This is a genomic window from Streptomyces eurythermus (assembly GCF_014649115.1).
GTDB classification, from domain to species: domain Bacteria; phylum Actinomycetota; class Actinomycetes; order Streptomycetales; family Streptomycetaceae; genus Streptomyces; species Streptomyces eurythermus.
The window spans coordinates 102,325-124,174 of record NZ_BMSK01000007.1 but is presented as its reverse complement, the minus strand read 5'-3'; the positions used below and the strand labels follow the sequence as shown (position 1 = coordinate 124,174).

The 21,850-nt window shown below is 71.0% G+C and carries 19 protein-coding genes; 13 read left to right on the top strand and 6 right to left on the bottom strand.

Annotated features, from left to right (window positions below):
• Positions 1-146: 146 nt before the first annotated feature.
• The 4 genes from IE251_RS15130 (at position 147) to IE251_RS15115 (ending at position 5,276) form a co-directional block, all read left to right on the top strand.
• Positions 147-617, top strand: a complete 471-nt coding sequence (locus tag IE251_RS15130; protein WP_229896793.1) for an RICIN domain-containing protein — start codon at positions 147-149, stop codon at positions 615-617.
• A gap of 582 nt (positions 618-1,199) precedes the next feature.
• The gene (locus IE251_RS15125) at positions 1,200-3,656 is read left to right on the top strand and encodes a hypothetical protein (protein WP_189753463.1); all 2,457 of its coding nucleotides are present in this window, start codon (positions 1,200-1,202) and stop codon (positions 3,654-3,656) included.
• The gene (locus IE251_RS15120; RefSeq protein WP_189753462.1) at positions 3,653-4,936 is read left to right on the top strand and encodes a CHAT domain-containing protein; all 1,284 of its coding nucleotides are present in this window, start codon (positions 3,653-3,655) and stop codon (positions 4,934-4,936) included. The genes IE251_RS15125 and IE251_RS15120 overlap by 4 nt, the downstream gene beginning before the upstream one ends.
• Entirely contained in the window at positions 4,908-5,276 is a 369-nt protein-coding gene (locus tag IE251_RS15115; protein ID WP_189753461.1) for a Pepco domain-containing protein, read from the top strand. The genes IE251_RS15120 and IE251_RS15115 overlap by 29 nt, the downstream gene beginning before the upstream one ends.
• A 432-nt stretch (positions 5,277-5,708) precedes the next feature.
• Here the strand turns inward: IE251_RS15115 and IE251_RS15110 are convergent, their stop codons facing one another.
• Positions 5,709-6,299 (bottom strand): TetR/AcrR family transcriptional regulator, encoded by a 591-nt coding sequence (locus IE251_RS15110; protein WP_189753460.1) that lies wholly within the window; start codon positions 6,297-6,299, stop codon positions 5,709-5,711.
• 85 nt (positions 6,300-6,384) lie between these two features.
• Here IE251_RS15110 and IE251_RS15105 point away from each other — a divergent pair, with 85 nt between their 5' ends.
• Positions 6,385-7,284 (top strand): alpha/beta fold hydrolase, encoded by a 900-nt coding sequence (locus IE251_RS15105; RefSeq protein WP_189753459.1) that lies wholly within the window; start codon positions 6,385-6,387, stop codon positions 7,282-7,284.
• A 435-nt stretch (positions 7,285-7,719) separates the two neighbouring features.
• Here the strand turns inward: IE251_RS15105 and IE251_RS15100 are convergent, their stop codons facing one another.
• Together IE251_RS15100 and IE251_RS15095 are read right to left on the bottom strand one after the other, a co-directional pair.
• Positions 7,720-8,061, bottom strand: coding sequence for a GNAT family N-acetyltransferase (locus tag IE251_RS15100; RefSeq protein ID WP_189753458.1), 342 nt, complete (start codon positions 8,059-8,061; stop codon positions 7,720-7,722).
• A 26-nt stretch (positions 8,062-8,087) separates the two neighbouring features.
• Positions 8,088-9,068, bottom strand: a complete 981-nt coding sequence (locus tag IE251_RS15095; protein ID WP_373302002.1) for a pirin family protein — start codon at positions 9,066-9,068, stop codon at positions 8,088-8,090.
• A gap of 81 nt (positions 9,069-9,149) precedes the next feature.
• Here IE251_RS15095 and IE251_RS15090 point away from each other — a divergent pair, with 81 nt between their 5' ends.
• Together IE251_RS15090 and kilB are read left to right on the top strand one after the other, a co-directional pair.
• Positions 9,150-9,632, top strand: a complete 483-nt coding sequence (locus IE251_RS15090; RefSeq protein WP_189753457.1) for a carboxymuconolactone decarboxylase family protein — start codon at positions 9,150-9,152, stop codon at positions 9,630-9,632.
• 10 nt (positions 9,633-9,642) lie between these two features.
• The gene (kilB, locus tag IE251_RS15085) at positions 9,643-10,017 is read left to right on the top strand and encodes a plasmid transfer protein KilB (protein WP_189753456.1); all 375 of its coding nucleotides are present in this window, start codon (positions 9,643-9,645) and stop codon (positions 10,015-10,017) included.
• 295 nt (positions 10,018-10,312) lie between these two features.
• Here kilB and IE251_RS15080 read toward each other — a convergent pair whose 3' ends face one another.
• Positions 10,313-11,071 carry a DeoR/GlpR family DNA-binding transcription regulator gene (locus tag IE251_RS15080; RefSeq protein WP_189753455.1) on the bottom strand — a complete coding sequence of 253 codons (759 nt, stop codon included), beginning with the start codon at positions 11,069-11,071 and terminating at the stop codon, positions 10,313-10,315.
• A 48-nt stretch (positions 11,072-11,119) separates the two neighbouring features.
• Here IE251_RS15080 and IE251_RS15075 point away from each other — a divergent pair, with 48 nt between their 5' ends.
• The 3 genes from IE251_RS15075 to IE251_RS15065 all read left to right on the top strand — a co-directional run bounded on the left by IE251_RS15075 (position 11,120) and on the right by IE251_RS15065 (position 13,500).
• Positions 11,120-11,503 (top strand): DUF4406 domain-containing protein, encoded by a 384-nt coding sequence (locus IE251_RS15075; RefSeq protein ID WP_189753454.1) that lies wholly within the window; start codon positions 11,120-11,122, stop codon positions 11,501-11,503.
• Positions 11,500-12,189 (top strand): NUDIX domain-containing protein, encoded by a 690-nt coding sequence (locus IE251_RS15070; protein WP_189753453.1) that lies wholly within the window; start codon positions 11,500-11,502, stop codon positions 12,187-12,189. Before IE251_RS15075 ends, IE251_RS15070 begins: the two co-directional genes overlap by 4 nt.
• 177 nt (positions 12,190-12,366) lie before the next feature.
• Positions 12,367-13,500, top strand: a complete 1,134-nt coding sequence (locus IE251_RS15065) for a serine hydrolase domain-containing protein (protein ID WP_229896774.1) — start codon at positions 12,367-12,369, stop codon at positions 13,498-13,500.
• On the opposite strand, the gene IE251_RS15060 is transcribed toward IE251_RS15065, so the two are convergent.
• Positions 13,497-15,959, bottom strand: coding sequence for a DUF6185 family protein (locus IE251_RS15060; protein ID WP_189753452.1), 2,463 nt, complete (start codon positions 15,957-15,959; stop codon positions 13,497-13,499). The genes IE251_RS15065 and IE251_RS15060 overlap by 4 nt on opposite strands.
• A 106-nt stretch (positions 15,960-16,065) precedes the next feature.
• Complete coding sequence (locus tag IE251_RS15055) at positions 16,066-17,631, bottom strand: IucA/IucC family protein (RefSeq protein WP_189753451.1); 1,566 nt, start codon at positions 17,629-17,631, stop codon at positions 16,066-16,068.
• 335 nt (positions 17,632-17,966) lie between these two features.
• On the opposite strand from IE251_RS15055, the gene IE251_RS15050 reads away from it, so the two are divergent.
• From IE251_RS15050 to IE251_RS15040, 3 genes are all read left to right on the top strand, one after another.
• The gene (locus IE251_RS15050) at positions 17,967-19,493 is read left to right on the top strand and encodes an IucA/IucC family protein (protein WP_189753450.1); all 1,527 of its coding nucleotides are present in this window, start codon (positions 17,967-17,969) and stop codon (positions 19,491-19,493) included.
• Between the two features lie 237 nt (positions 19,494-19,730).
• Positions 19,731-20,993, top strand: coding sequence for a VWA domain-containing protein (locus IE251_RS15045; RefSeq protein ID WP_189753449.1), 1,263 nt, complete (start codon positions 19,731-19,733; stop codon positions 20,991-20,993).
• Positions 20,993-21,790: a hypothetical protein gene (locus IE251_RS15040; protein ID WP_189753448.1), complete on the top strand. Its 798-nt coding sequence runs from the start codon at positions 20,993-20,995 to the stop codon at positions 21,788-21,790. The genes IE251_RS15045 and IE251_RS15040 overlap by 1 nt, the downstream gene beginning before the upstream one ends.
• Positions 21,791-21,850: the final 60 nt, after the last annotated feature.

Here is a 21,850-nt window from a genome sequence, read left to right as displayed (position 1 = left end):
ACAAGGCGTGCTTGGGCTGCCGACCGGACCAGTGCAGGTCGTGCACGAGGCATCGCGCCGCTAGTTCTACAGTCAAGAAACTCCAATCCTGAAGAGAGGTGGGGAGTTATGGTGAGTGCCCTCAAGCGTCACGGCATGTGGCCATCATGGCGGCCTCGCTGGCGGTGAGCGGAATTTCCGCTCCGTCCGCCGCGGCGGACGGAGGAGTACTGGTCCGCAACCAGCGCAGCGAAAAGTGTCTCGAAGTCAGCACTGGCTCGCTTGCCCAGGGGACGAAAGCCGTGCAGTGGTCTTGCACGGGCAACCAGCACCAACTGTGGCGAGTAAACGACCTGAACAACGGCTACGTTCAACTTCAGGTAGAACACAGTGGGCAGTGCCTGGAAGTCGACAATGCCAGCCTCGCGCCCGGCGCCGGGGTTCTGCAGTGGCCCTGCCACGGCGGGGTCCACCAACAATGGAAGAAGATTGCCGTGGGCAGCCGCTTCCAGTTCAAGGCCAGGCACAGCAGCCAGTGTCTCGAGGTCGACCAGGCTACCGGCGGCCTCTCGAACGGCGACAGGGTCCTACAGTGGCCCTGCCACGGCGGCTCCCAGCAGCGGTGGCGTCTGGGCTGAGTGTGGTGCGGGGAGGCTGCCCCGACAAGTGATCGTTCAAGAATCTTGAACGGCGAGGACCCCGGCAGGTGTCGCCGGGGTCCTCGCGTCGGTGCTGTCGGACGTCGGTGCCGACGGTTCACGTAAGTCCCCGGCGCCACCCGTCAGCGGCAGTGTCACACCGTGCTTCGCCGGATCACTGACTTCGGCTCGGAGCTTCCTGCCGATCAGCGTGGCCACCCGAGCGGCAGTCCGCACCTGCTCCTCCACCCATCCATGCGCAGCCGGCCCCTGCTCGAGACACGGCGAAGGCCAAGCGTCACAAGGGCGGTTGTTCGTCGGTCATCCGGCGGTCCCGGACCTCTGCCGGAACGGCGTACCGCGCCGACGCCGGAAGGGGTGCGGCTCCCGCCTGTTCTCCACTCGTCGGTCGGCCGGACTTCGCCAGAGAGCCTGCGGCAGCCTCAGTGAATGGCAATACTGGCCGGCGGGAGCGGCAACGGGGGTGCGATGACAGCGAACACGGTGCGGCGACGGACTGGCATCGCCGCCGCGGCCGTCTCCGTATGCGGCGCGGCAGTGGGAACGGTCCTCGCTGTCACCATGCCGGTGCACGACCTTTCCACGGCTCTGGTCCGGCTGGCGCTCTGGCTGGCGCTCGCCGCGTCGGCCTGGCGATTCGCCGCACTGGCCGCCGCCCGCCTCGGACCGGCAAGGCCCCCTACCGCGTCCACCTCGGCCAAGGCGAGAAAGCGACACCTACGCGCCAACGGCCTGCTGGCGACCTGCCTGTTCGCCCAGTTGCTCCTGATCGTCGCGGGTGCCGCCCGCGACGACCTGGCTGTGGAGGCGGGGGCAGGCGGGCTGATGCTCGCCCTTGTCTCCTTCGCGACATGGCATGCCATCCGCATCGGCGTCACCTACGGCAACGGATTCACCCCGTCCGACAGCTTCCGCACCGTCGGGGCGTTCGCGCTGACCGGGTTGTGCGGCGTCTGGTTGACCGTCCGCGGTGCCGCGCGGGGCCCCCTCTGGCTGGCCTGGCTGGTGGGCGTCTTGTCGGTGCTGCTGGCGGCGCTGTTCTGGCTGCTCGACGATCGCAATGCGTCGGAAGCCGAGAGGGCGAACTTCCTCATGTTCGCCTCCACCGCCGCGGCGGGCGTCCTCGGCGTGGTGATCGATGCCTTCGCCCGGGACGTCAACGTCCCCGTGCCGGTGCTGCTCGGCTCGGTCCCGGCCCTGCTGCTCTCGGCCGCCGTGACCGGTGTCCTGTGGAGGCTGCGCGGACGGCCCCTGGACACGGGTCCGCCGGGAGCGCAGCTCGCGGGGCTCGTCGTACCGCTGGGGAGTGTCCTCTGGGCCGCCTGGAAGTGGTGGGAGTGGGACGATGCCACGCTGATCGTGTGGGTGCGCGTCAGCGGGCTCGTGGTGTCGGCCGCGCTCCTGCTCGTCCTCCAGACGGTTGTCCTGGGCTGGCTGGACACCACGCTCGCTCCGAGCCGGGTCGCGACGCTTGTGCGCGCGGTGCGCGATACGGCACAACGCGTGGCGGACGAGCGTGACGACATCGCCAGGTCCACGTACCGGTTCCCCGACGCCCACGCGTACGAAAGGGAGCGCGCGTACCGCGAGCGCGAGGTCCGGGAACGGGAACGCCGGTTCCTCGACCAGCAGCTGGGCCACGCCAAGCTGATCCCGGCCCACGGCGGCGGTACCACCCTCCGCCATCTGCTCAGCCACCCCTTGCTGTCGCCGGGAGTCGCGGCCGTCCACCGGGACACCACGCTGCGCACCGGCCTCGCCATCGACAAGATGTGGCCCCGGGTGGAAGTCATCGCCCCGCCCGCCATCCGGCAGCGCGTCCGCCGCTCGGAACGCAGGGTGCTGATCTGGCGGCTCATCGCGGCCAGTGCCCTGTGCACGGCGGCCGTCTGGGCCGTGGTCGCCTACCTCACCGCCACCCACTCGGGGCGCGCGGATGATGCCCTCGACCCGGCACTCCTCGCCGTGCTCGTCGGCGTCGGGCCGTTGCCGCCGGCCGTGTTCGCCGTGGTACAGGCCCGCCGACAACTCATCGAGAGCACCATGGCCAAGGCGCAGGCAGTCGACGTCCTGCGCTACGACCTCGCCCGCACCATGCAGCTGGAACTCCCCGAGGACACGCACAGCATGATCCTTCTGGCCCATGCCCTGAGCGGTGACCGCCTCCCTGACTCCCCTCCTGTGCGTCTGCGCCACCGGCGCACGGTCGCCGAACCGGGTGGGCGGCCGGCCACCGACCCGACGGACCTGGACAGGTTGCGCCGCGACATCCGGGAAGAGGTGCGGAGGGAGGTCCGCTCGGCCCTCCGCGACGCCTCTGAGACCCTGCTCCCGCGCAGCCCGGCCCCGGTCACGCTCCAGGAGGAGCACCTGTCCCGGCTCGCCCGCGACACCGCCGAGCCGATCGGCAACCGTCTGAAGGACCAGCTCACCGAACTCGTTCAGAGCCTGAGGCGGGAGATGGGCGCCGTCGTCCGCACCTCGCTCGACGAGACCGTGACCGGTCCGCCGCTGACGAACTTCCTCGGATATTTGGCCATCGAGCCCGACCGGCGCGCGGAGAACACCGAACCGCCCTTGCGCGCCGAGCGCGGCACGCTCAAAGCCACCGCGGGCGGCCGGATCAGCCTGATGCTCTCCGTCGTACGCGACCGGCGCGCCCAGAACACGGCCGCCCTTGTCGCCGCCGGCGCGGGGAAGGAGTTCTTCGTCTACGAGCCGATCCGTATCGAGGGCGGCCAAGAGGCCGGCAGCGTGCCGTTCGAAGCCATGGTGGACAGCTCAACCCTCACCCCGCTCCCTCAGCGCAAGAGCCTCAGTGTCGCCCACGAGGTGCAGACGCCCTTCGGTTTCCGGTTACCCGAACAGCCCGGCACCCACGAGGTGTGGTTCCAGCTCTACCAGGCCGGCCGTCTCATCCAGGTCACCGCTCTCAGAATCGAGGCGGAGGCCGCACCGGAACCGCCGGCAGCGTCCGAGACATCGGGTACCCGAGGCAAGGACGCACCCGGCAGATGAGACAGGCGTACCCGCCCGACGTCACCGTGCGCGTGATGACGACCAGTGAGGCCACCACCCTGGGTTTCCGCGCACGCCGACCTGACGTACCGCCCCTGTCCCTCACCCTTGTCGGCAGCGACGCCCTGACCCGGGTCCGCCACGAGCTGGACCTGGGGCTGACCCGCCTCAAGGACGAACTGCCGTCCCTTGCCGTCGAGGACGGCAAGGACCTCGACCGGGTGTTCCAGTGCCTGCACGGTCTCGGCCGCACCCTGCTGTTCGTCCTCTTCGGCGCCCGGCAGACCGTCCTGAGGGACCTCCAGGCGTTTTGGCGACAGGCGATTCCGTTCGCCCGGAACCCCACCCTGCCGCCGCCGCTCGTGGAATGCGTCGGGCCCCGGGACAGCTTCTTGCCACTGGAGTTCCTGCCCCTGCTCGGCATCGCCCCTGGGCCGCCCGTCGAGGACCGCACGGCCTTCATCACCGCATGCGGCACGCTCGTGGGTTTCTCCTGCGTCGTACGCCGCGCCATGCTCCCCGCCCCGATCCGCGGCGGCACCGGAGCCACCGCTTTACACACCGGACCGCAGGGCCGACTCCCGGCCCGCTACTTCTACGACGAGCACCTCTCGGGGGCCAGGGCGGAACTCGCCTGGTTCACCGGGGCCGCGCATGCCCACGTCGACCTGGAGGGCCCCTACCCGCACGCGGCGGAAGGCGGGCCCAGTCTCGCCGAGCAGATCTTCGACCCCCGGCTCCTCCTCGACGGCGGGCGCCGTGCCCTGCCCGACCAACTCCAACACTTCGCCTGCCACTGCTACACCCGATCCGGCGACCCCCTCGCCGCGGAGATCGAACTGAGCGGCGCCGGACACCACTCCCGCACCACCCTGCGCAGCCTCGGAGCCGACTTGGTCAGCCTCGGCATCAGCCACGACGAGCGTGACTTCGAACTGCCGCTGGTGACGATGAACGCCTGCGGCTCGGGCCGGATGCGCGCCCAGGACGCGCCGTCCTTCCCGTACCTCTTCCTCATGAACGGCAACCGCGGGTTCATCGGCACAGAGACAGAGATCCCCGACGATGTCGCTGCGGCCTTCTCCCAAGCCCTCTACGAACGCTTCCTCATCCGGCGCCTCCCCCTCGGCCGGGCGCTGCTGGAAAGCCGTCGGCACCTGCTGCACACCCTGGCCAACCCGCTCGGTCTGAGCTACGCCGCCTACGCCGACCCCGACCTGCATATCCGCCCGACTCCCGAGGAGCAACCCCGTGACCCTGCCCCAGCAGACCACTACTGAGCACACCACCGCCGACCCGGAGCCCGTCGGAACGATCAGCGTCCTCGGCCTGGAGGACACCGACCAGAACCGCACCGACCGGCTGTCCCTGCGGCGCCTGGACGAATGGCGGGTGGCCAGGACGGAGATCCCCGCCGCGCAACTGCAGGCCCGTTTGCACGACTTCGTCGCGACCATGCGGGACGTGCTGGCCTCGCTGCCGCAGGGGGCCGGGGAGTTCCGGCTCAACGAGGTGACCTTCAGCGCCGAGATCAGCGCGAAGGGCACGGTCTCCCTGCTGGGCTCCGGCGGTGAACTGTCCGGCCAGGCGGGCATCACCTTCACCTTTACCCGCCCATAGGGTTCCGGGCCGCGCGGGACACGGCCGGCCTGCCCACCACGAACGGCCGCCCGCAGCGGGTGATCGGCACCAGGAACTGCGCCAGGGCATCGCCGAGCACGGTGTGACATCGGTCAGGACTCCTCAAGGGTTCGGCGGCATCCACGACGGCTGGTCATGGCCGTCGAAACGGTTTGCCCTTCCAACGGTTCCGTCACCTCCTGGCAGTGCGCGTGTTCCCGGGCGCGCCGGTCACCGGACCGCTGGACGTATCCCGCCAGGGCGGCACCGGCCAGGGTGCCGAGCACGGCCACGACGCTGGACCACCGGACAACGGGCAACACGGTGGCACGACGGAGCCCTGCACGTCGGCGCAGGTCACCGCCGTGCAGGGCTCCGTGATGCGTATGTCCGTCTCTCCTGGAGGGAGGACTCCCCCGCCCCGTACGCCGGCTATCCGACCGGTCTCAGCGCCCGCGCGAGCGCGTCGACGGTCACGCCGACGATCGCCCGCAGTTGCTCCGGGCTCGCCCCGGCCCTGCCCATCACCGCGAGAGACTGGTTCACGGCCGCTACGTGTACGGCGAAGTCCTCGGCGTCCTCGTCGGACATTCCGCCGGCCTTCAGCGCCGCGCGCAGGCGCGGGCGCTGGAGGCCGAACAACTCTTTGACGTGCTCTGCGACCCTCGGGCTCAGCGCCGGACTCGCCATGACCGACTGGGCCATCAGGCATCCATCGGGCACGGCGGGATCGGCGATGCGCCCCAGGGTGACGTCGAAGAACGCACGGACGGCGGCGACGGGGTCCTCGGCCGCGCACGAGAGGGCGGCGTCGTACTTGTCGCCGTAGCGCGTGGCGTAGCGATCCAGGCAGCGAAGGAAGAGCGCGTCCTTGTCGCCGAGCGAGGAGTAGATCGAGCTGCGGTTCAGGCCGGTCGCCCGGGACAGGTCGTCGAGCGAGGTGTCGGCGTAGCCGGAGCGCCAGAACTGGATCATCGCGGCGTCGAGCACCGTGTCCATGTCGAACTGCTTCTTGCCTGCCATGCGTCCCATCCTCCCATCTTGAACTGATCAGTTCAAGACGTGCTAGCGTCGAAGCACGGTCCACCCGCCTCGATGGAGGATTCCCATGACCAACCCCGTCCCCGCCCTGCCCCTGCACGACCTGGCCGGATTCACGCACCGCTGGGTCGACGCCGACGGCGTCCGCCTGCACGCCGTCGAAGGCGGTCGGCCGGACGGACCGGCCGTCGTCCTGCTCACCGGGTTCCCTCAGACGTGGTGGGCCTGGCGAAAGGTCATGCCCGCTCTCGCCGATCGGTTCCGGGTCATAGCGATCGACCGGCCGGGCCAAGGCAATTCGGAGCATCCGGAGCTCAGCTACGACACGCACACGGTCGCCGCGCACATCCAGGCCGCCGTGAGCGCTCTCGGCGTGGGGGACTACTGGCTCGCCGGGCACGACATCGGTGCCTGGGTCGCCTTCTCCCTCGCCCTGAACCACGAGAGCCGACTGCGCGGGGTCGCGCTGCTCGACGCCGGGATTCCCGGTATCACCATGCCGGAAGCGATCCCCCTCGACCCGGCTCTGGCGTTCAAGACCTGGCACTTCGCGTTCCATGTGGTGCCCGGCCTTCCCGAGACGCTGATAGCGGGCCGTGAGCGGGAGTACGTCAGCTGGTTCCTGAAGACCAAGTCCCTCGCGCCCGACGCGTTCGAGGAAGCGGAGCTCGAACACTACGGCGCGGCCCTCGCCGTCGACGGCGGCCTGCGCGCCGGCCTCGCCTGCTACCGCGACGCCGCCGAGTCCGCGCGCAAGAACCGCGCGGCACTCGAGCAACGGCGACCGACCGTGCCCGTCCTCGGAATCTCCAGCAGCCACGGCTCGATCCCGGACATGGCGGCCTCCATCAGCCCGTGGGCCGAGAACGTGACCGGCGTCATCGTGCCCGACGCCGGTCACTACATCCCCGAGGAGCAGCCCGAGGCCGTCGCCGCCGCCCTCACCGACTTCTTCAGCGGCCGATAGCGCGGAGAATCTGGCGACGGTCGCCGCGGCGGCGGCCCGCTCACCGAACGCCGGGCCCGCGCTCGCCCAGGGCCACGAGATCTACGTCGTCACCGGCGCCGTCGGCGGAGTCGGCCCCTACGAGCACGACGTACAGCCATGATCCGGGCCGGCGCGGTGCCGGTGACGTGGGCGCAGGTGTCGCTGGAGGTACGCCGGGACCAGGAGACGCAGACGTACGGCGCCGTCACCGACGTGGTCAAGAAGCACGGCGGCGTCTATGGCCCCGGCCTGCTCTGCACGCAGACCTTCACCGGTGCGCACGCCGCCGTCCACCGACTCTCGAAGGCCGCGGCGCGACGTGGCAGCAGCCATGAGGGCGTCCTGACCGCGCCTGAAAGGCCGGGACCGTACCTCGGGGTACGGTCCCGGCCTCTTCGGCGCCGAGGCCGCCGGTCAGGCGGCTTTGCGCTCCCTCAGCCAGCTGAGCACGTCGGGGGTCACCGGGTCGGTGATGTCGGCGAACTCGTCGTGCTTGGTGAGGTACTTGGCGACGTACGGGCACACCGGCACGATCCGCTTGCCCTGGGCGCGCACGTCGGCGAGGGCCTGTCCGACGAGCTGTGCGGCCAGGCCGCGGCCGGCGAAGGCGTCGTCGATCTCGGTGTGGTAGAAGACGCGCTGCTCGCCGCGGTCGCGGAAGGCGGTGAGACCGGCACGCTCGCCGGCGACCAGGATCTCGTAGCGGTGCCGGTCGTCTCTTCGTTCGACGGTGGGTTCGGTGGCGGGCTCGGTCATCGGATGTCCTTTCGGGGGCGGCGGGTTCAGCGCGGCGGATTGCTGCGCGGCCGGATGGTGGCGTTCGGCAGGGCGGGGGCGGGCAGCCGGTCGGCGACGCAGCCCTCGACGGCGCCGAACCGGTCGGAGGCGTCCTCCCATTCCCGCCGGGCCAGGACGATGTCGTCGTGACTGCGCCCGACGAAGTTCCACCACATGACGATCTCCTCCTCGAAGGGGGTGCCGCCGAGCAGGACGGTCCGGGCCGGGCCGGAGGACTCGTTGCGCAGTGTCAGAGTGCGCCGGCCGGGGCGCACGTACCCGAGTTGCGCCGGGCGCAGCACGGTTCCGGCCAGCCGGACGTCCCCGTGGTCCACGAGGAGCCCGTGTTCGAAGGAGGGGTCCACGGCGAGGGTGACCGAGGCGTGCGGCGCGAGGGCGATCTCGGCGCCCAGGAGGGGGGTGTAGGCCGGCACCGGCGAGACGGACCCGGCCAGCGCCCCGAGGAACACCCTGATCTCGGCGCCGTCGGTCCGCACGGGCTCGGGCACGTAGTGCCGGAAGTCGCGGGCGGTGTGGCGGTGTTCGTCCGGCAGCGCCACCCACAGCTGGACGCCGTGCAGGACGGAGGTCCGCTCGGTGGAGAACTCCGAGTGGCTGATGCCGTGTCCGCCGGTCATGAGGTTCAGCTCCCCCGGCCGGACGAGGGCGTGGCTGCCGAGGCTGTCGCGGTGCTCGATCTCCCCGCTGAACAGCCAGCTCACCGTCTGGAGCCCGGTGTGCGGGTGCGGGGGAACGCGCATGCCTCCGGTGCGGGCGACGTCGTCGGGGCCGTAGTGGTCGGCGAAGCACCAGGCGCCGATCAGGGTCCGGGACCGCTGCGGCAGCGTACGCCGTACGGTCATGGCGCGCGGTCCGCCCAGGGGCACGTCGCGCGGGGTGAGGATCTCGACCTCGCCGTCCGTCCGCCCGCCGTCCCGCCCCGCTTCGCCGTGGCTCTCCATGGCCTCCGCTTCCGTCCTGCTCATCGAGTTCCGCCTTCCACCCATGATAGTTTCACATTCAACAACTTCCTCGTCAACACCGACGCCGTCCGGAGGAATTCCGAGTTGACCAGCATCGCACCGGGATCCGCGCCCCGGCGGATCTACATCGACAAGCAGAGCCCCGCCGCCTACGACGCCCTGGTCCGCACCTCGGAGGCGGTCCGCAAGGTCGCCGCCGAGGCGGGACTCGACCGGTCCCTGGTGGAACTGGTCAATCTGCGCGTGTCCCAGATCAACGGCTGCGCCTACTGCCTGCACGTCCACACCCGCGCCGCCCTGCGCGCCGGCGAGACGACACCGCGCCTGGGAGTGCTGGCCGCCTGGCGGGACACGGAACTGTTCACGCCCGCGGAACGCGCGGCACTCGCCCTGGCCGAGGCGACCACCGCGCCGGCCGACACAGCCGCACAGGAGACGGCGTACGCGGCCGCCCGCGCGGTGCTCACCGACGACCAGATCTCCGCGGTGATCTGGGTGGCGGTCACCATCAACGCGTTCAACCGGGTCTCGATCATGAGCAGGCATCCGGTGCGGCCCGAGCGGTGAGGCGGACGCCGTGGGCCGGGCGGTCACCGGACGACGCCACCGCGCGACGGCGCCGCGCCGAGCCCTCCGCGCACGGCCACCGCACCGGCAGCGCCCGGCCCCCCACCGCGCCGGGCCGAGCACAGCCCGGGCGACCACCCGCAGCGCGGCGACGGTCGCCCGGGACCGGGTCGGACTGCTCGTCGTCTCGGATCCCGCGCTTCCGGGCGCCGCCGAGACCGCGTGGCGGACGGCCGTGGACCTGCACGACATAGTCCTGGGCCCGGCGGACGGCGGCCGGTTCGCGCCCGAGGTGGAGGCGGCGCTGGAGACGGCCCGGGAGCGGTGCCGCGACGCCCACACCGCGCTCCGCATCGCGGGCTCCGCGTACGTACACGCTCGTTGAGAGGGTGCCGGCGGCAGGGCCCGCCTTCGTCTCACCGCGCGCCGCGTCCGCCGGCGTGGTCTTCGGGCGCGCGCTCGCTCCGTCGCGGTGGCGGCGAGCAGGCTCCGGCCCGTCCTGTCGGTGGAGGCCGATCCGGGCGAGGGACGGCTTCCCGAGACACCCCATGAGTTCGCCGGGACCGCCCAGCGGATACGCGCGGCGAACCGGGTCGGCGGGACGGTGCCCCACCGGGACCGCGCCCGCGGCGAGCGGGGTGGGCGGACGGGCGGCCGCCTCGTAGTCGGGCCCGTGACGGTCAGCCCGCCGTCAGCACTTCGACACCGTCCGCCGTGAGCTGTTCGACCACCGGGTCGTGCGGGGCCGCGTCCGTGATGAGTCCGCTGACCTCTTCCCAGGGCAGGACGCGGTACCGGGAGGCGGTGCCGATCTTCTCGGAGGAGGCGAGGACGTAGGTGTCCGCGGCCCGTGCCGCGAGGGCGCGTTTCATCGCGGCGTCCTCGGCGTCGCCGGTGGTGAGTCCCGCTTCGGGGTGCACGCCGGTGACGCCGAGGAGGAAGAGGTCGGCGGAGACGTTCTGCGCGGCCTCGACGGCGGCCGCGCCGCAGGTGACCGCCGAGTGCTTGAACAGGCGGCCGCCGAGTACGAAGACCTCGGCTCGCGGATGGTCGAGCAGCGCGGCGGCGATCGTCGGGCTGTGGGTGATCACCGTGCAGGCCAGCTCCTTCGGAAGCGCATGGACGACGGCCAGGGCGGTGGTACCTCCGTCGAGGATCACCACGCCGCCGGGCCGCACCAGACCGGCGGCCACCGAGGCGACCTTCCGTTTGCCGTCCGGAGCCACCGCCTGCCGGGCACCGTAGTCCGCCACCGCCGGTGAAACGGGAAGCGCGCCGCCGTAGACCCGCTGGCACAACCCCTCGCCGGCCAGGTCGCGCAGGTCGCGCCGCACGGTGTCCTCGGAAATCCGCAGCTCGGCGGCCACGTCCTTGGCGACGATCTTGCCTTCGCGGGCGAGCAGGCCCAGCAGGTGGTCACGCCGTTCAGCAGCCAGCATCCGCATTCTCTCCTGTTCTTGCACGTTTCTGCATGTACTGTAGCGCCCATGTCCGACAAGCCCATGCTCATCCTCATCGCCGGGCCCTATCGCTCCGGCACCGACGGCGATCCGCGGGCCATGGCCGCCAACCTCGCACGGCTCGAAGCGGCCGCATGGCCCGTCTTCGCCGCCGGCCACCTTCCCGTCATCGGGGAATGGATCGCCCTGCCCGTTCTGCGCTCGGCCGGCGCGGGCCCCACCGATCCCCTCGCCGACGAGGTGCTGTACCCGGCCGCCGAACGCCTGCTGGCCCGCTGCGACGCCGTGCTGCGCCTGCCCGGCGACTCCCGGGGAGCCGACCAGGACGTCGCCACGGCACGCCGCCGCGGCCTGCCCGTCTACTACGACATCGCGCGGATCCCGCCCCTGAACCGGCAGGGGGACGCATGACACCCCGGCCCGGCGTGGACATCCCCGACCACCGCGGCCGCATCGGCCTCGACCAGGCGGGACGCGATCTGCGCCGCAACCCGGACGTCGTCGTCCGCGACGTCGAACTCACCTCTCAGGGCTGGCACGTCCTGCGACGCACCACGTTCGACTACCGCCGCCGCGACGGACGCTGGGAAAGGCAGGCACGCGAGACATACGACCGCGGCAACGGCGCGGTCGTCCTGCCCTACGACACCGCACGCGAACGCGTCCTGCTCACCCGCCAGTTCCGCTACCCGGCCTACGTGAACGACCACCCCGACGGCATGCTCGTCGAAGCCGCCGCGGGGCTGCTCGACGCGGACGATCCGCCCGCCGCCATCCGCCGCGAGGCGGCCGAGGAACTCGGCGTCACCCTCGGCCGGCTCACCCACGTCCTCGACGCCTATATGAGCCCCGGCTCCGTCACCGAGCGTCTCCACTTCTTCGCCGCCCCCTACTCCCCCGGCGACCGGACCGGAACCGGCGGCGGAATCGAGGAGGAGGGCGAGGACATCGAGGTCCTCGAACTGCCCTTCTCCGAGGCTCTCGCCATGACCCGCGACGGACGCATCACCGACGGCAAGACCATCATGCTCCTGCAATGGGCGGCCCTGGACGGCCCTTTCGCCGGGGGACAGCCCTACCCGCAAGCAGGTGGCTGACGGTATCCCCGACCCGTACCCTGAGCGAAAATACTGGGCCCGGTTCAGTCGTCACCCGACAACCGGGAGTCTTCCGTGTACGAGCAGGCGTGTGGAGCAGACGGGGCACGTTCGTCCGGGCGGGGTGGCCGTGGGCGCGGCGGGCGCAGGTCGCGGGTCACTGCCGTAGGGGCGCTGGTGACGGCGGCGATCGCCGCCGGCCTCACCCTGCCGGCGTCGGCCGCGGGCACCGGGGACGCGTCGGCCGCGCGCGGCGGACACACAGCCACGCAGGCGGCCTTGGACTCGGTGGTGCGGGAAGGGCCGCCCGGGGGTATCGCCCTCGCCGAGCTGGGGCGTACCACCTGGGCCGGGCGTGCAGGAACGGCGGATCCGGCGACCGACCGGAAGCCGCGCACCGACGACCGCTTCCGGATCGGTTCGATCACCAAGACGTTCGTGGCCACGGTGATGCTCCAGCTGGAGGCCGAAGGAAAACTCAGCCTGGACGACACCGTGGACGACTGGCTGCCGGGTCTGGTGGCGGGGAACGGCAACGACGGCAGCAAGATCCGACTGGTGCGGCTCCTCAACCACACCAGCGGTATCTACAGCTACACCGACGACGATACCTTCAAGAGGAAGGAGTTCGGCACCGACTTCCTCCGGCACCGCTACGACACCTGGACGCCCCGCCGGATCGTGCGGCTCGCCCTGTCCCACCGGCCCGTCTTCGCCCCCGGCGACGGCTGGAGCTACTCCGACACCAACTACGTCATCGCCTCCATGGTGATCCAGAAGGCCACCGGCCACACCTACGCCCACGAGATCGAGCACCGTGTCCTGCGCCCCCTGCGCCTGGACTCCACCAGTGTGCCGGGTACCAGCGCCCTCCTCCCGGGGCCGAGCGGGCGCGCCCACTCGAAGCTCACCGGGGAACTCGCCGGACCCGGGGAGCCGAACGGCACGATCTACGACGTCACCGAGCTGAACCCCTCCTTCGCGGGCGCCGCCGGAGAGATGATCTCCGACAACCGCGACCTCAACCGGTTCTACCGGGCCCTGTTCTCCGGCCGGCTGCTTCGGAAGCCTCAGCTGGAGAAGATGATGACGACCGTATCGATCGAGAACGTGCCGAACTTCTCCTACGGCCTGGGACTGATGAAGATGACGTTGTCCTGCGGCACCGAGGTGTGGGGTCACAACGGCGGTATCCAGGGCTCCATCTCGGAGACCATGGCGACGGCCGACGGCGATCACGTGCTGTCGCTGAACTTCAACGGCGACTGGAACGTCCACGAACAGCGGGTCGTCGATGCCGAGTTCTGCTAGGGGGTCGGGGACGGTCCACCAGGGCCGCCGTGCGGCAAGCTCTGCCAGATGGTGGCAAGCGATGCGAGTTGGGTCAGCACGAATACCACAGCGGTAAGGGGCATCTGATAGATGTACACGATCAAACTCGCTCTGGAGGGCCAGTAGCGCCGCTCGCTCGTGAATGTCTGTACATCCATGACCAGGCCGGTGCATGTCATCACCGACGTGAAGGTGGCAATAACCACAAACGTACCCCGCGCCTCTTGACCGATGAGCTCACCGAGCATCCAGTGGACACAGACGGGGATCGAGAAAACGATGGCCACGCAAAACGCCTTCGCCGGCCCGTACCGGACTGGGAGACTCCGCCACAGCGCTCCCATGAAGAAAGCCGCACCCATCCAGGTCACATGCCAACCGAGAATAATGTAAACCATGGCGATGAACCCGCCGGGGTACACCAGGGTCCCCGCCCAAGAGCCGCTGCTGACCATGGCAAGCCAGTACATCACCCCCGTTCCGGGAAGGCCGACGACGCAGGCGATCATCGCGCTCCTGCGAGCGTTCTCCCACCATGTGGCCATGGGACCGCAAGCGAAGGCGACATCGACGAGCCTCACCCCTTCGGGAAGAAACCGGTCCATATGATCGATTTCCCGCTCGATCGCCTCTCGAGCCCCGGTTGACTCGGCAGGGTTTCCAATGCCTGGATGGTGGAGGCAGTCCTGAAGTTCCCGATAACGCCGGACCACGCGCAGCAAGGCCGGTCGGTCGGCCATGGAAATCACTTGACCCAACGGACGGTTCCCGATCACAGGCTGCGCCAGCACGGCCTTTCTCTCCCCCAAGGAAATCAGCATCCTGGCCAAGAGGAAACCTAGAAAGATAGTGACGAAGGAACCATTGACCCCGAAGTAGACTCCTCCCCCTGGTAGCACGACCAAGGTGAAGAAGACCGCGAGGAAGAGCTGCTCCGAGGCGGTAGGCGTGAACGAACCGGCATCTTTCCGCTCGGCACGGCACACGTAAAGGGTTGCCGCAGGGACCAGTGCGATCAGGGCAAGAGAGGCCGTGCTCCACAGGTCCGGCAACACAAGGCCCGGAAAGTCACGCCACCAGTCATCGAGTTGCTCCCACAACTGGTTCTTGTAGGTCGGCCGTCCAATTTCGGCAAGCCAACTGATCCGATCCCAAAAGCGCCGGAATACCAGGTACGCCCACAGGACAGTCAAGCCCGAAAGGACGGAGGAAAAAGACACGACCAGCCACGACGGCAGCGACCCACCGATCATCCACAGAACTCGTCGAACCGACGAAATCCCGCCCATATAAAAAACGAAAAATACAGCCACCCACGCGAGCGGTTTTACCCACAATACGTCATTCTCACTCACGTGCAGCGGCGCACAGTCTGCCACTTCGCAGCCGAGCGATATCCCGGCGACAACAACGACCACAGAACACGCGATCACCATCAGGGGCTTCTGAAGCTTCCCGAAAACACACAAAGCGATCCCGAGAAACAACAGCGAAAACAAGGAAAGAGTCTTCGCGTATTCGTCGTACTGCAGGAATCCGAGGACGTTGTCTCCCATGTAGACGAGCAACCCCAGCCCCATCGACAAGAGTGCCCAGGAGCGCAGTACACCGAGTGCCTTTCGCTCGTCGTCGTCGGGACGCCGTGCGAGGCCCTGCCGGAGTTTCCTTCCTGCGAAGAGCAGGAGACCTCCGGCCAGGACATAGACTGCCGCAGAGGATCCGCTGAACAGTCCGACAGATTCCCAAGGCTGCCCCGGTGACAGCGTCTTCGCATCCCATTGCTGCGCCGTCGGCGGGCGGAAACGCACCGCGAATTCATCCGGTTTCCTGTTCTGCCACTTCAGTAGGGTGCCGTCCTTACCGGAGGCGGATTCCGGCTCGACAGACAAAGCCCGGGGACCGCCCGTCCGGACTTCAACGTTCTTCCACGTTGCCTTCGAGAGACTCTTCGGGGGATCCAAGCAAACGGTCCAGACGTCTGCATTCGATAGCAGCACCCAGGGGCCGATCTGGAGCTTGCCAAGCCACTGCACCGAGACCACGGCCTCGTAGTGAACCTTCACCTTCTTCCCGTCGGAGTCGACTGTGAGCGGGTTGGGTCGCGTCTCAGTGAAGTCAAGCGGTGCGTGCTTCTCTCCCAACAGGCAGCGAAGCGCCTTACGGTACTCGGGTTCGCGAGTGTCCCGCAGCAGATTCGGAGCGTGTTTCCAGCTCGCCGGAATCCAGATCTCCATAACGCTTTTGACATTGCTGTAGTCCACGCCCCGGTGATCGAATTCCACCTTTGCGGTGACTTTGACGCCGCGAACCTGTTCCAGACCGCAGGTGTCCGCCTCACCCGCTTCCGCCGACGACATACCCGTGCCCGCCGGCATGGCGAAGACGGCCAGCGTCAGGAACAGCAGGAGCAGCGGCTTGGAAAGTGTGCGACGGGTCACCGCCCCAGGATCTCCCTGCGGAGTCATCGACCTCGCGGTGGCGCAGCGGACGTAGGCAGGTCCACTCCGACAGCCGATGCGCCGGGCGACACGGTGGCGGCCGGCTTCAGTCGCCCAGCAGCGGGTTGGGCAGGGGCAGGTAGCGGGCGTCCGCGCCGTCCGCCGCCGTCCAGCGCAGCAGCAGGTTGGTCTTGCCCGGCAGGGTCGGCGCGGTGAGCAGGGCGGGGATCTCGGGCAGGTCGTGCCGGGCGAGTTCGCGGCGGACGGCGGGCCACGGGTCGTAGCCGGGATGGTGGTCGGCGAGGGCGCCGGCGATCTCGGTGAGGTGGTTGACGACCAGGCAGTACACCAGTCGTTCCCAGCCCGACGCGCGGCTCACGTCCGGCAGCAGCTTGGCGCCCTCGGCGTCCCGGAACAGGGCCTGCACGGGTGTGCCGGCCGCGTCCACGGCGACCAGGGTGTTCTGCAGATGGGCCTCCAGGACCACCCCGTGGGTGCCGAACGCGGTCAGGGCGGGCGGCACGACCTGCCGCAGATACGCCTCCCACCACCCGGCCGGGTCGCCCGTGGCGGCCAGCGGGCTGTCCTCGAAGCCCTCGGCGAGGCCCGCCGCGAGCAATGGGGTGGCGCCCGGCAGGAGGTGGCCGCGCAGCCCGTCGCGGACCAGTACGGCCAGTTCCTCGAAGGCGAAGGCGGCGGTGCGGTAGCCGCGGTCGCTCAGCCAGGCCGCAGGCGGGCCCAGCGCCGCGAAGGCACGCCCGGCGGCGGTGTCGGTACGGCGCAGCCGGCGCAGGTCGTGGCGCCACAGCCGGCGGATGTCGTTGGTGATGCGTACGTCCAGGCTGAACTTCAGGAACAGGTCGCGGCGGGGCTCGTACACCGTGCGGACGGCGGCCGTCGGCCAGACCGGGAACGCGGTGGTGCCGAGCCGCAGCAGCCGGCCGTCGGCGAAGGCGGGGGCGAGTTCGCGGGCGGCCAGGTCGAGCTGCCAGGGGTGGGCGGGCAGCAGCCGGTAGCCGGGCGGGGCGGTGCCGAGGGCGTCCAGGGCCGCGGTGTCCCCCTCCTCCGCCACCTGGTCCTCGCGGACGCCGAGCAGCGCCAGCGGAAAACGGGCGTGCGCCTCGGGGGCGTACGGCAGCCAGGACGCGACCGGGCCGCCGCCGCGCGCCTTGGGGGCCGGGTGGTAGGGGTGGCCGGTGAGCAGGGACTGCTCGGAGCGCAGATACGGGTCCGCGGGGGGCGTGGCCCGGGCGCGGGCGGTGAGCAGGGCGGCGACGGCGTCCCGGCTGTCGATCATCTCGGCGGGCAGGTCGCCGCCGGGCAGCCCGGTGTGCCGGCGCAGCACCTCCGCGACCAGTTTCACCAGTTCCGGGTGGCCGATCCGGTGCCAGGCGCCGGCCGCGTACAGCTCGGGGTCGGCGGGCCGGCGCCCGGCGCGCACCCGCAGCAGCCGGCCGTCCGGCAGCCGGTACGCCCGGCGGTCACCAGCATCCGCCGGCCGGTGCGCCATGCGATCTGTGGCGTCCGGCAGCCGGTGCGCAGTGCGGTCACCGGCCTCCGGGAGCGGCACGGCCACCTCCCGCAGCAGGCAGTTGAGCAGGGGCGCTGCCGCGTACGCGTCGGCCAGGCGGCCGGCCTCGCCGGTGGGGGGTGTGAGGTCCACGCGTTCCATTCGTCCGTCGTCCAGGGGCCCACGGTCGTCCCGGCGCACGCGGAGCGCGTCGGCGGGAAGCCGGGGACGATCAGTATGGCTGCCGTGCCCGGCGCTCCCCACCCCTGCCGCGCGCGGGGTACCCCGGCACTGCCGTACCCGGCCGGTCCCGCGACAACCGTCCGGCCACACCCGGCACCGCCGTACCCGGCCACGCCCGACACCGCCGTACCCGACCGCTCCCACCACCACCGTCTCCGACGCGCCCGGCCCGCCGTACCCGACGGGTTCCGGCACTGCCGTACCCGGTGGTCCCCGACAATCGTGCCGTGCCCCGCCTACCCCAGGAGCCGATCGTGCACCCTGCTCCCGCCACCGACTCCGTGTTCGCCGAGGAACTGGCCGCCGTCCGGCCGGAACTGCTGCCCGGTTACGCGGCGGAGCTGCCCGGTGCGCGGGCCGCCGTGCTGACCCGGCTGTGGCGGGCGCTGGCGTACGAGCCGCTGCCGTTCGTCGCCGGCCGGGAGTCCGGGGCGCACGGGCTCACGGTGCGCCTGACCGACGGGCGGCGGCTGCGCGGGCCGCACGCGGACCCGTACGCCACCGCCGGGTACGTCACCGCCGTACACCTGGACCGGGAGCGGTACGACGATCCGGCGCGGCTGATGGACGCCCTCGGGGGGCCGGGCGCGGCCGGGTTCGTGGCGGAGCTGGCGCACAGCGTGGCGTCGCTGGCGCTGTCCCGGGCCGGCGCGGAGCGGCGGGAGGAACGGGGGAACGAGTGGCCCCCGGCCGAGGGCGGGGGAAGGGACTGGGAGTGGGAGCGGCGGGTGACCGACGGGCACCCGTTCCACCCGGGCTGCCGGTCCCGGCCCGGTTTCTCGGTGGCGGAGCAGCTGGCGTACGGCCCGGAGCACGGTCCGGTGGTGGAGCTGGGCACGGTGCCGGTACCGGCGGCCGACTGCCTGGTGTCCGGGCGATGGCCCGCCGAACTCCTGGACGGTGGGCGGCTGTTGCTGCCGGTGCACCCCTGGCAGGCGGCGCATGTGCTCAAGCGGTCGTACGACGTGTGGGGTCCGGCCCGGCCGCTGATGTCCCTGCGTACGCTGGCGCTGCCGGGCGGCCCGCATGTGAAGACGGCGCTGAGCGCCCGGCTGACGTCGTCGGTGCGGGACATCTCCGCGTACTCGGTGCGGGCGGCGGCGCCGCTGTCCGCCTTCGGCGAGGAGCTGGTGGCGCACACCGGCGGGCTGCTGCACCTGACCCGCACGCTCGGGGCGGTCACCGCGCACTCCCCCGATCTGGCCGCGCTGCTGCGTGAGTCGCCGGAGACGTACGCGGGGCCGGGTGAACGGGTGGTGCCGGTGGCCGCGCTCGCCACCACGCCGCTGCCCGGCCGTCCCGGCTGGCTGGCGGAGTTCGCCCGGCTGGCGCTCACGGTGGGCCTGCGGCTGCTGGATCTCGGCGTGGCGCTGGAGGCCCACGGCCAGAACCTCCTGGTGGTGCTGGCGGCGGACGGCACTCCGCTGCGGCTGGTCTACCGGGATCTGGCCGACATCCGCGTCAGCCCCGCCCGGCTGTCCCGGCACGGCATCACCCCGCCCGCCCTCACCGGCCGGCTGATCACCGACGACCCGACCGTCCTGCGCCGCAAGCTCTTCGGCTCCCTGCTGTGCGGTGCCCTGGCCGGCACGGCGGGCTCCGCCCGGACCCTGGCCACCGCCCTGGAGGCAGCCCTCCCCGGCCTCCCGCCCACCCCGGACCTGCCCGCCCTGCGCGAGGCTCCGCTCCCCGCGAAGGCGCTGACACTGATGCGCCTGTCCCCCACCGGTACGGGGGACCTCTGGACGGAACTGCCGCAACCGCGATCGGTGCCGCGCTGAGTACGTGCCGGGCCGGGCGGTTGGTGCGGCCGGGCGAGTCCGCCGCCCGGGGCGCCGCCCCACCGGGCGCCACCCACGCGAGCACCTCCTACGCGAGCATCGCCTACGCGAGCGCCTCGGGCACGGCCTGGTACCGGCCGGCCCGGGCCTGCCCGCTCCGCTCGCCCCCCCCGCGCCCACCGTCCGCCCCCACCCGGCGTTTTGGAGTCCGGCGTGTCTGATCAATAGGATCCGGCGATGATCAGAAGACAACGGCTGGCGGTGGGAGTCTGTGCTCTGTTCGCCGCCCTGACCGCCGGGATCGCGTTCCCCTCCGGCGCGGTCGCCGACGAGACGGAGCAGGACGCTCCGAAGGTCGAACTCGTGCTGGACGTCAGTGGTTCCATGCGGACCCGGGACATCGACGGCGGCACCCGGATGGCCGCGGCGAAGCAGGCGTTCAACGAGGTGCTGGACGCGACGCCCGAGGAGGTCCGGCTCGGTATCCGCACGCTCGGCGCCAACTACCGCGGCAACGACCGCAAGGAGGGCTGCAAGGACACCGCGCAGCTGTACCCGGTGGGCCCGCTGGACCGGACCGACGCGAAGACGGCCGTGGCCACGCTGTCGCCCACCGGCTGGACCCCGATCGGGCCCGCGCTGCTGAAGGCGGCGGACGATCTGAACGGCGGCAACGGCACCCGCCGTATCGTGCTGATCAGTGACGGCGAGGACACCTGCCAGCCGCTCGACCCGTGCGAGGTGGCCCGGGAGATAGCGGCCAAGGGCATCGGCCTGACCATCGACACCCTCGGCCTGGTGCCCGACGCCAAGACCCGCGCCCAGCTCAGCTGCATCGCGGACGCCACCGGCGGTACCTACACCGACGTGCGGCACAAGGAGGAACTGAGCGACCGGGTCGGCCAGTTGGTGGACCGGGCGGCGGATCCGGTGGTGACCCCGGTCGCCACCGAGGGCGCCGACCGGTGCGAGAAGGCCCCCGTCCTGAAGTCCGGTCTCTACACCGACCGCGAGGAGTTCGGGCAGCAGCGCTGGTACAAGGTGGACGTCGAGCCCGGCCAGGAGCTGCGCGCCTCGGTGAGCGTGGCGGACGACCGGACCGTCAACCCCCACTACGGGGTGCTGCTGCGGGCGGTGACCGTGCACGGCCGGGAGATCGTGCGCGGCGAGGCCGCGGGCACCGGCCGTACGGATGTCATCTCCACCGGTCTGCGCTACCCGAAGCAGGACAGCGACGACGACTCGGCGCCCGCGGAGACGGTGTGTCTCCAGGTCACCCAGTCCTTCTCGGCGGCCTCGGGCGTGAAGACCACGCCGGGTCTGCCGCTGGAGCTGACCGTCGACGTGGTGGACGGCCCCTCGGGCCACCGCGATGTGGCCGCCTTCGGTCTCGGCCGTGGCTGGTGGCTGCTCGGTGCCCTGGTGCTGGCCGGCTTCCTCGCGGGTCTGCTGTGGGGCTGGCTGTCGCGCTGGCGGGTCTCGGTCTGGAGGACGAACTGATGCGGATCACACGAGTGCTGGGCGCCGCGCTGCTGGCGCTGGGGCTGGCCGCGGGGCCGGCCGCCGCGGACTCCTCGCCCTCGCCGAGCGCCTCGGCCGACGACGACGCGCCCACCCAGGCGGGCACCTCGTTCCGTACGGCGGCGGAGATCGAGCAGGGCGAGCGGGCCACCGCCTCCGGCTCCACCGGCGACTACCTGTACTGGTCCTTCCCGGCGGACACCGGGCAGCGCCCCACCGTCAAGGCGACGGTGAAGCTCCCGGCCAGGCACGGCGCCGAGACCTGGCAGCTCGATGTGTACGACGGGCTGCGGCGCCGCCAGGCATGCCAGTACGGCGCCCAGTCGCGCACCGCCGCGTCCGACGCCGGCTCCGTCGAACTTGCCTGTGTGCTGCGAACGGTGCGCGGCTGGTCGGAGCCGTGGGCCAACGACCCGCTGCCGGGCACGTACTACATCCGGCTGACGGTGGTGGACCTCGCCGACTCCGACCTCGGCCAGCCGGTCGGCGCCGAAGTGCGCGTCGACTCCAAGGACATCGGCGGCGCGGCGGCGGTCGACGGCTCGCTGGGCAAGCCGCTCGTCCCGGGTATCGCCGTCAAGTCCGGTGAGGAGAAGGACGGTTCGAAGGAGGCCGTGCTGTCCAGCTTCGGCCGTGACGGCTGGTCGTCCGGCTGGTGGTCGGACCGCTGGGTGTGGACCGGCATCGGCGGTGTGCTGGCCGCGCTGGCCGGCATCGGCGGCTACGCGCTGACGCGCGGGTCGGGCCGGCCGTCCCGGGTGCCACCGGGCGCCTGATCCGTACGATCCCCGAGATACCGTGAAGGCCCGCCGCTCCGGCGGGCCTTCGTCTTTGCC

What these genes read in the sequence shown, in the direction of transcription:
- IE251_RS15075 (WP_189753454.1), top strand. Translation starts at nt 11,120, where the DNA reads ATGTCCGACAAGCCCATGCTCATCCTCATCGCCGGGCCCTATCGCTCC.
- IE251_RS15105 (WP_189753459.1), top strand. Translation starts at nt 6,385, where the DNA reads ATGACCAACCCCGTCCCCGCCCTGCCCCTGCACGACCTGGCCGGATTC.
- IE251_RS15130 (WP_229896793.1), top strand. Translation starts at nt 147, where the DNA reads ATGGCGGCCTCGCTGGCGGTGAGCGGAATTTCCGCTCCGTCCGCCGCG.
- IE251_RS15055 (WP_189753451.1), bottom strand. Translation starts at nt 17,631, where the DNA reads ATGGAACGCGTGGACCTCACACCCCCCACCGGCGAGGCCGGCCGCCTG.
- IE251_RS15070 (WP_189753453.1), top strand. Translation starts at nt 11,500, where the DNA reads ATGACACCCCGGCCCGGCGTGGACATCCCCGACCACCGCGGCCGCATC.
- IE251_RS15045 (WP_189753449.1), top strand. Translation starts at nt 19,731, where the DNA reads ATGATCAGAAGACAACGGCTGGCGGTGGGAGTCTGTGCTCTGTTCGCC.
- IE251_RS15095 (WP_373302002.1), bottom strand. Translation starts at nt 9,068, where the DNA reads ATGAGCAGGACGGAAGCGGAGGCCATGGAGAGCCACGGCGAAGCGGGG.
- IE251_RS15100 (WP_189753458.1), bottom strand. Translation starts at nt 8,061, where the DNA reads ATGACCGAGCCCGCCACCGAACCCACCGTCGAACGAAGAGACGACCGG.
- IE251_RS15125 (WP_189753463.1), top strand. Translation starts at nt 1,200, where the DNA reads ATGCCGGTGCACGACCTTTCCACGGCTCTGGTCCGGCTGGCGCTCTGG.
- IE251_RS15110 (WP_189753460.1), bottom strand. Translation starts at nt 6,299, where the DNA reads ATGGCAGGCAAGAAGCAGTTCGACATGGACACGGTGCTCGACGCCGCG.
- IE251_RS15040 (WP_189753448.1), top strand. Translation starts at nt 20,993, where the DNA reads ATGCGGATCACACGAGTGCTGGGCGCCGCGCTGCTGGCGCTGGGGCTG.
- IE251_RS15080 (WP_189753455.1), bottom strand. Translation starts at nt 11,071, where the DNA reads ATGCTGGCTGCTGAACGGCGTGACCACCTGCTGGGCCTGCTCGCCCGC.
- IE251_RS15120 (WP_189753462.1), top strand. Translation starts at nt 3,653, where the DNA reads ATGAGACAGGCGTACCCGCCCGACGTCACCGTGCGCGTGATGACGACC.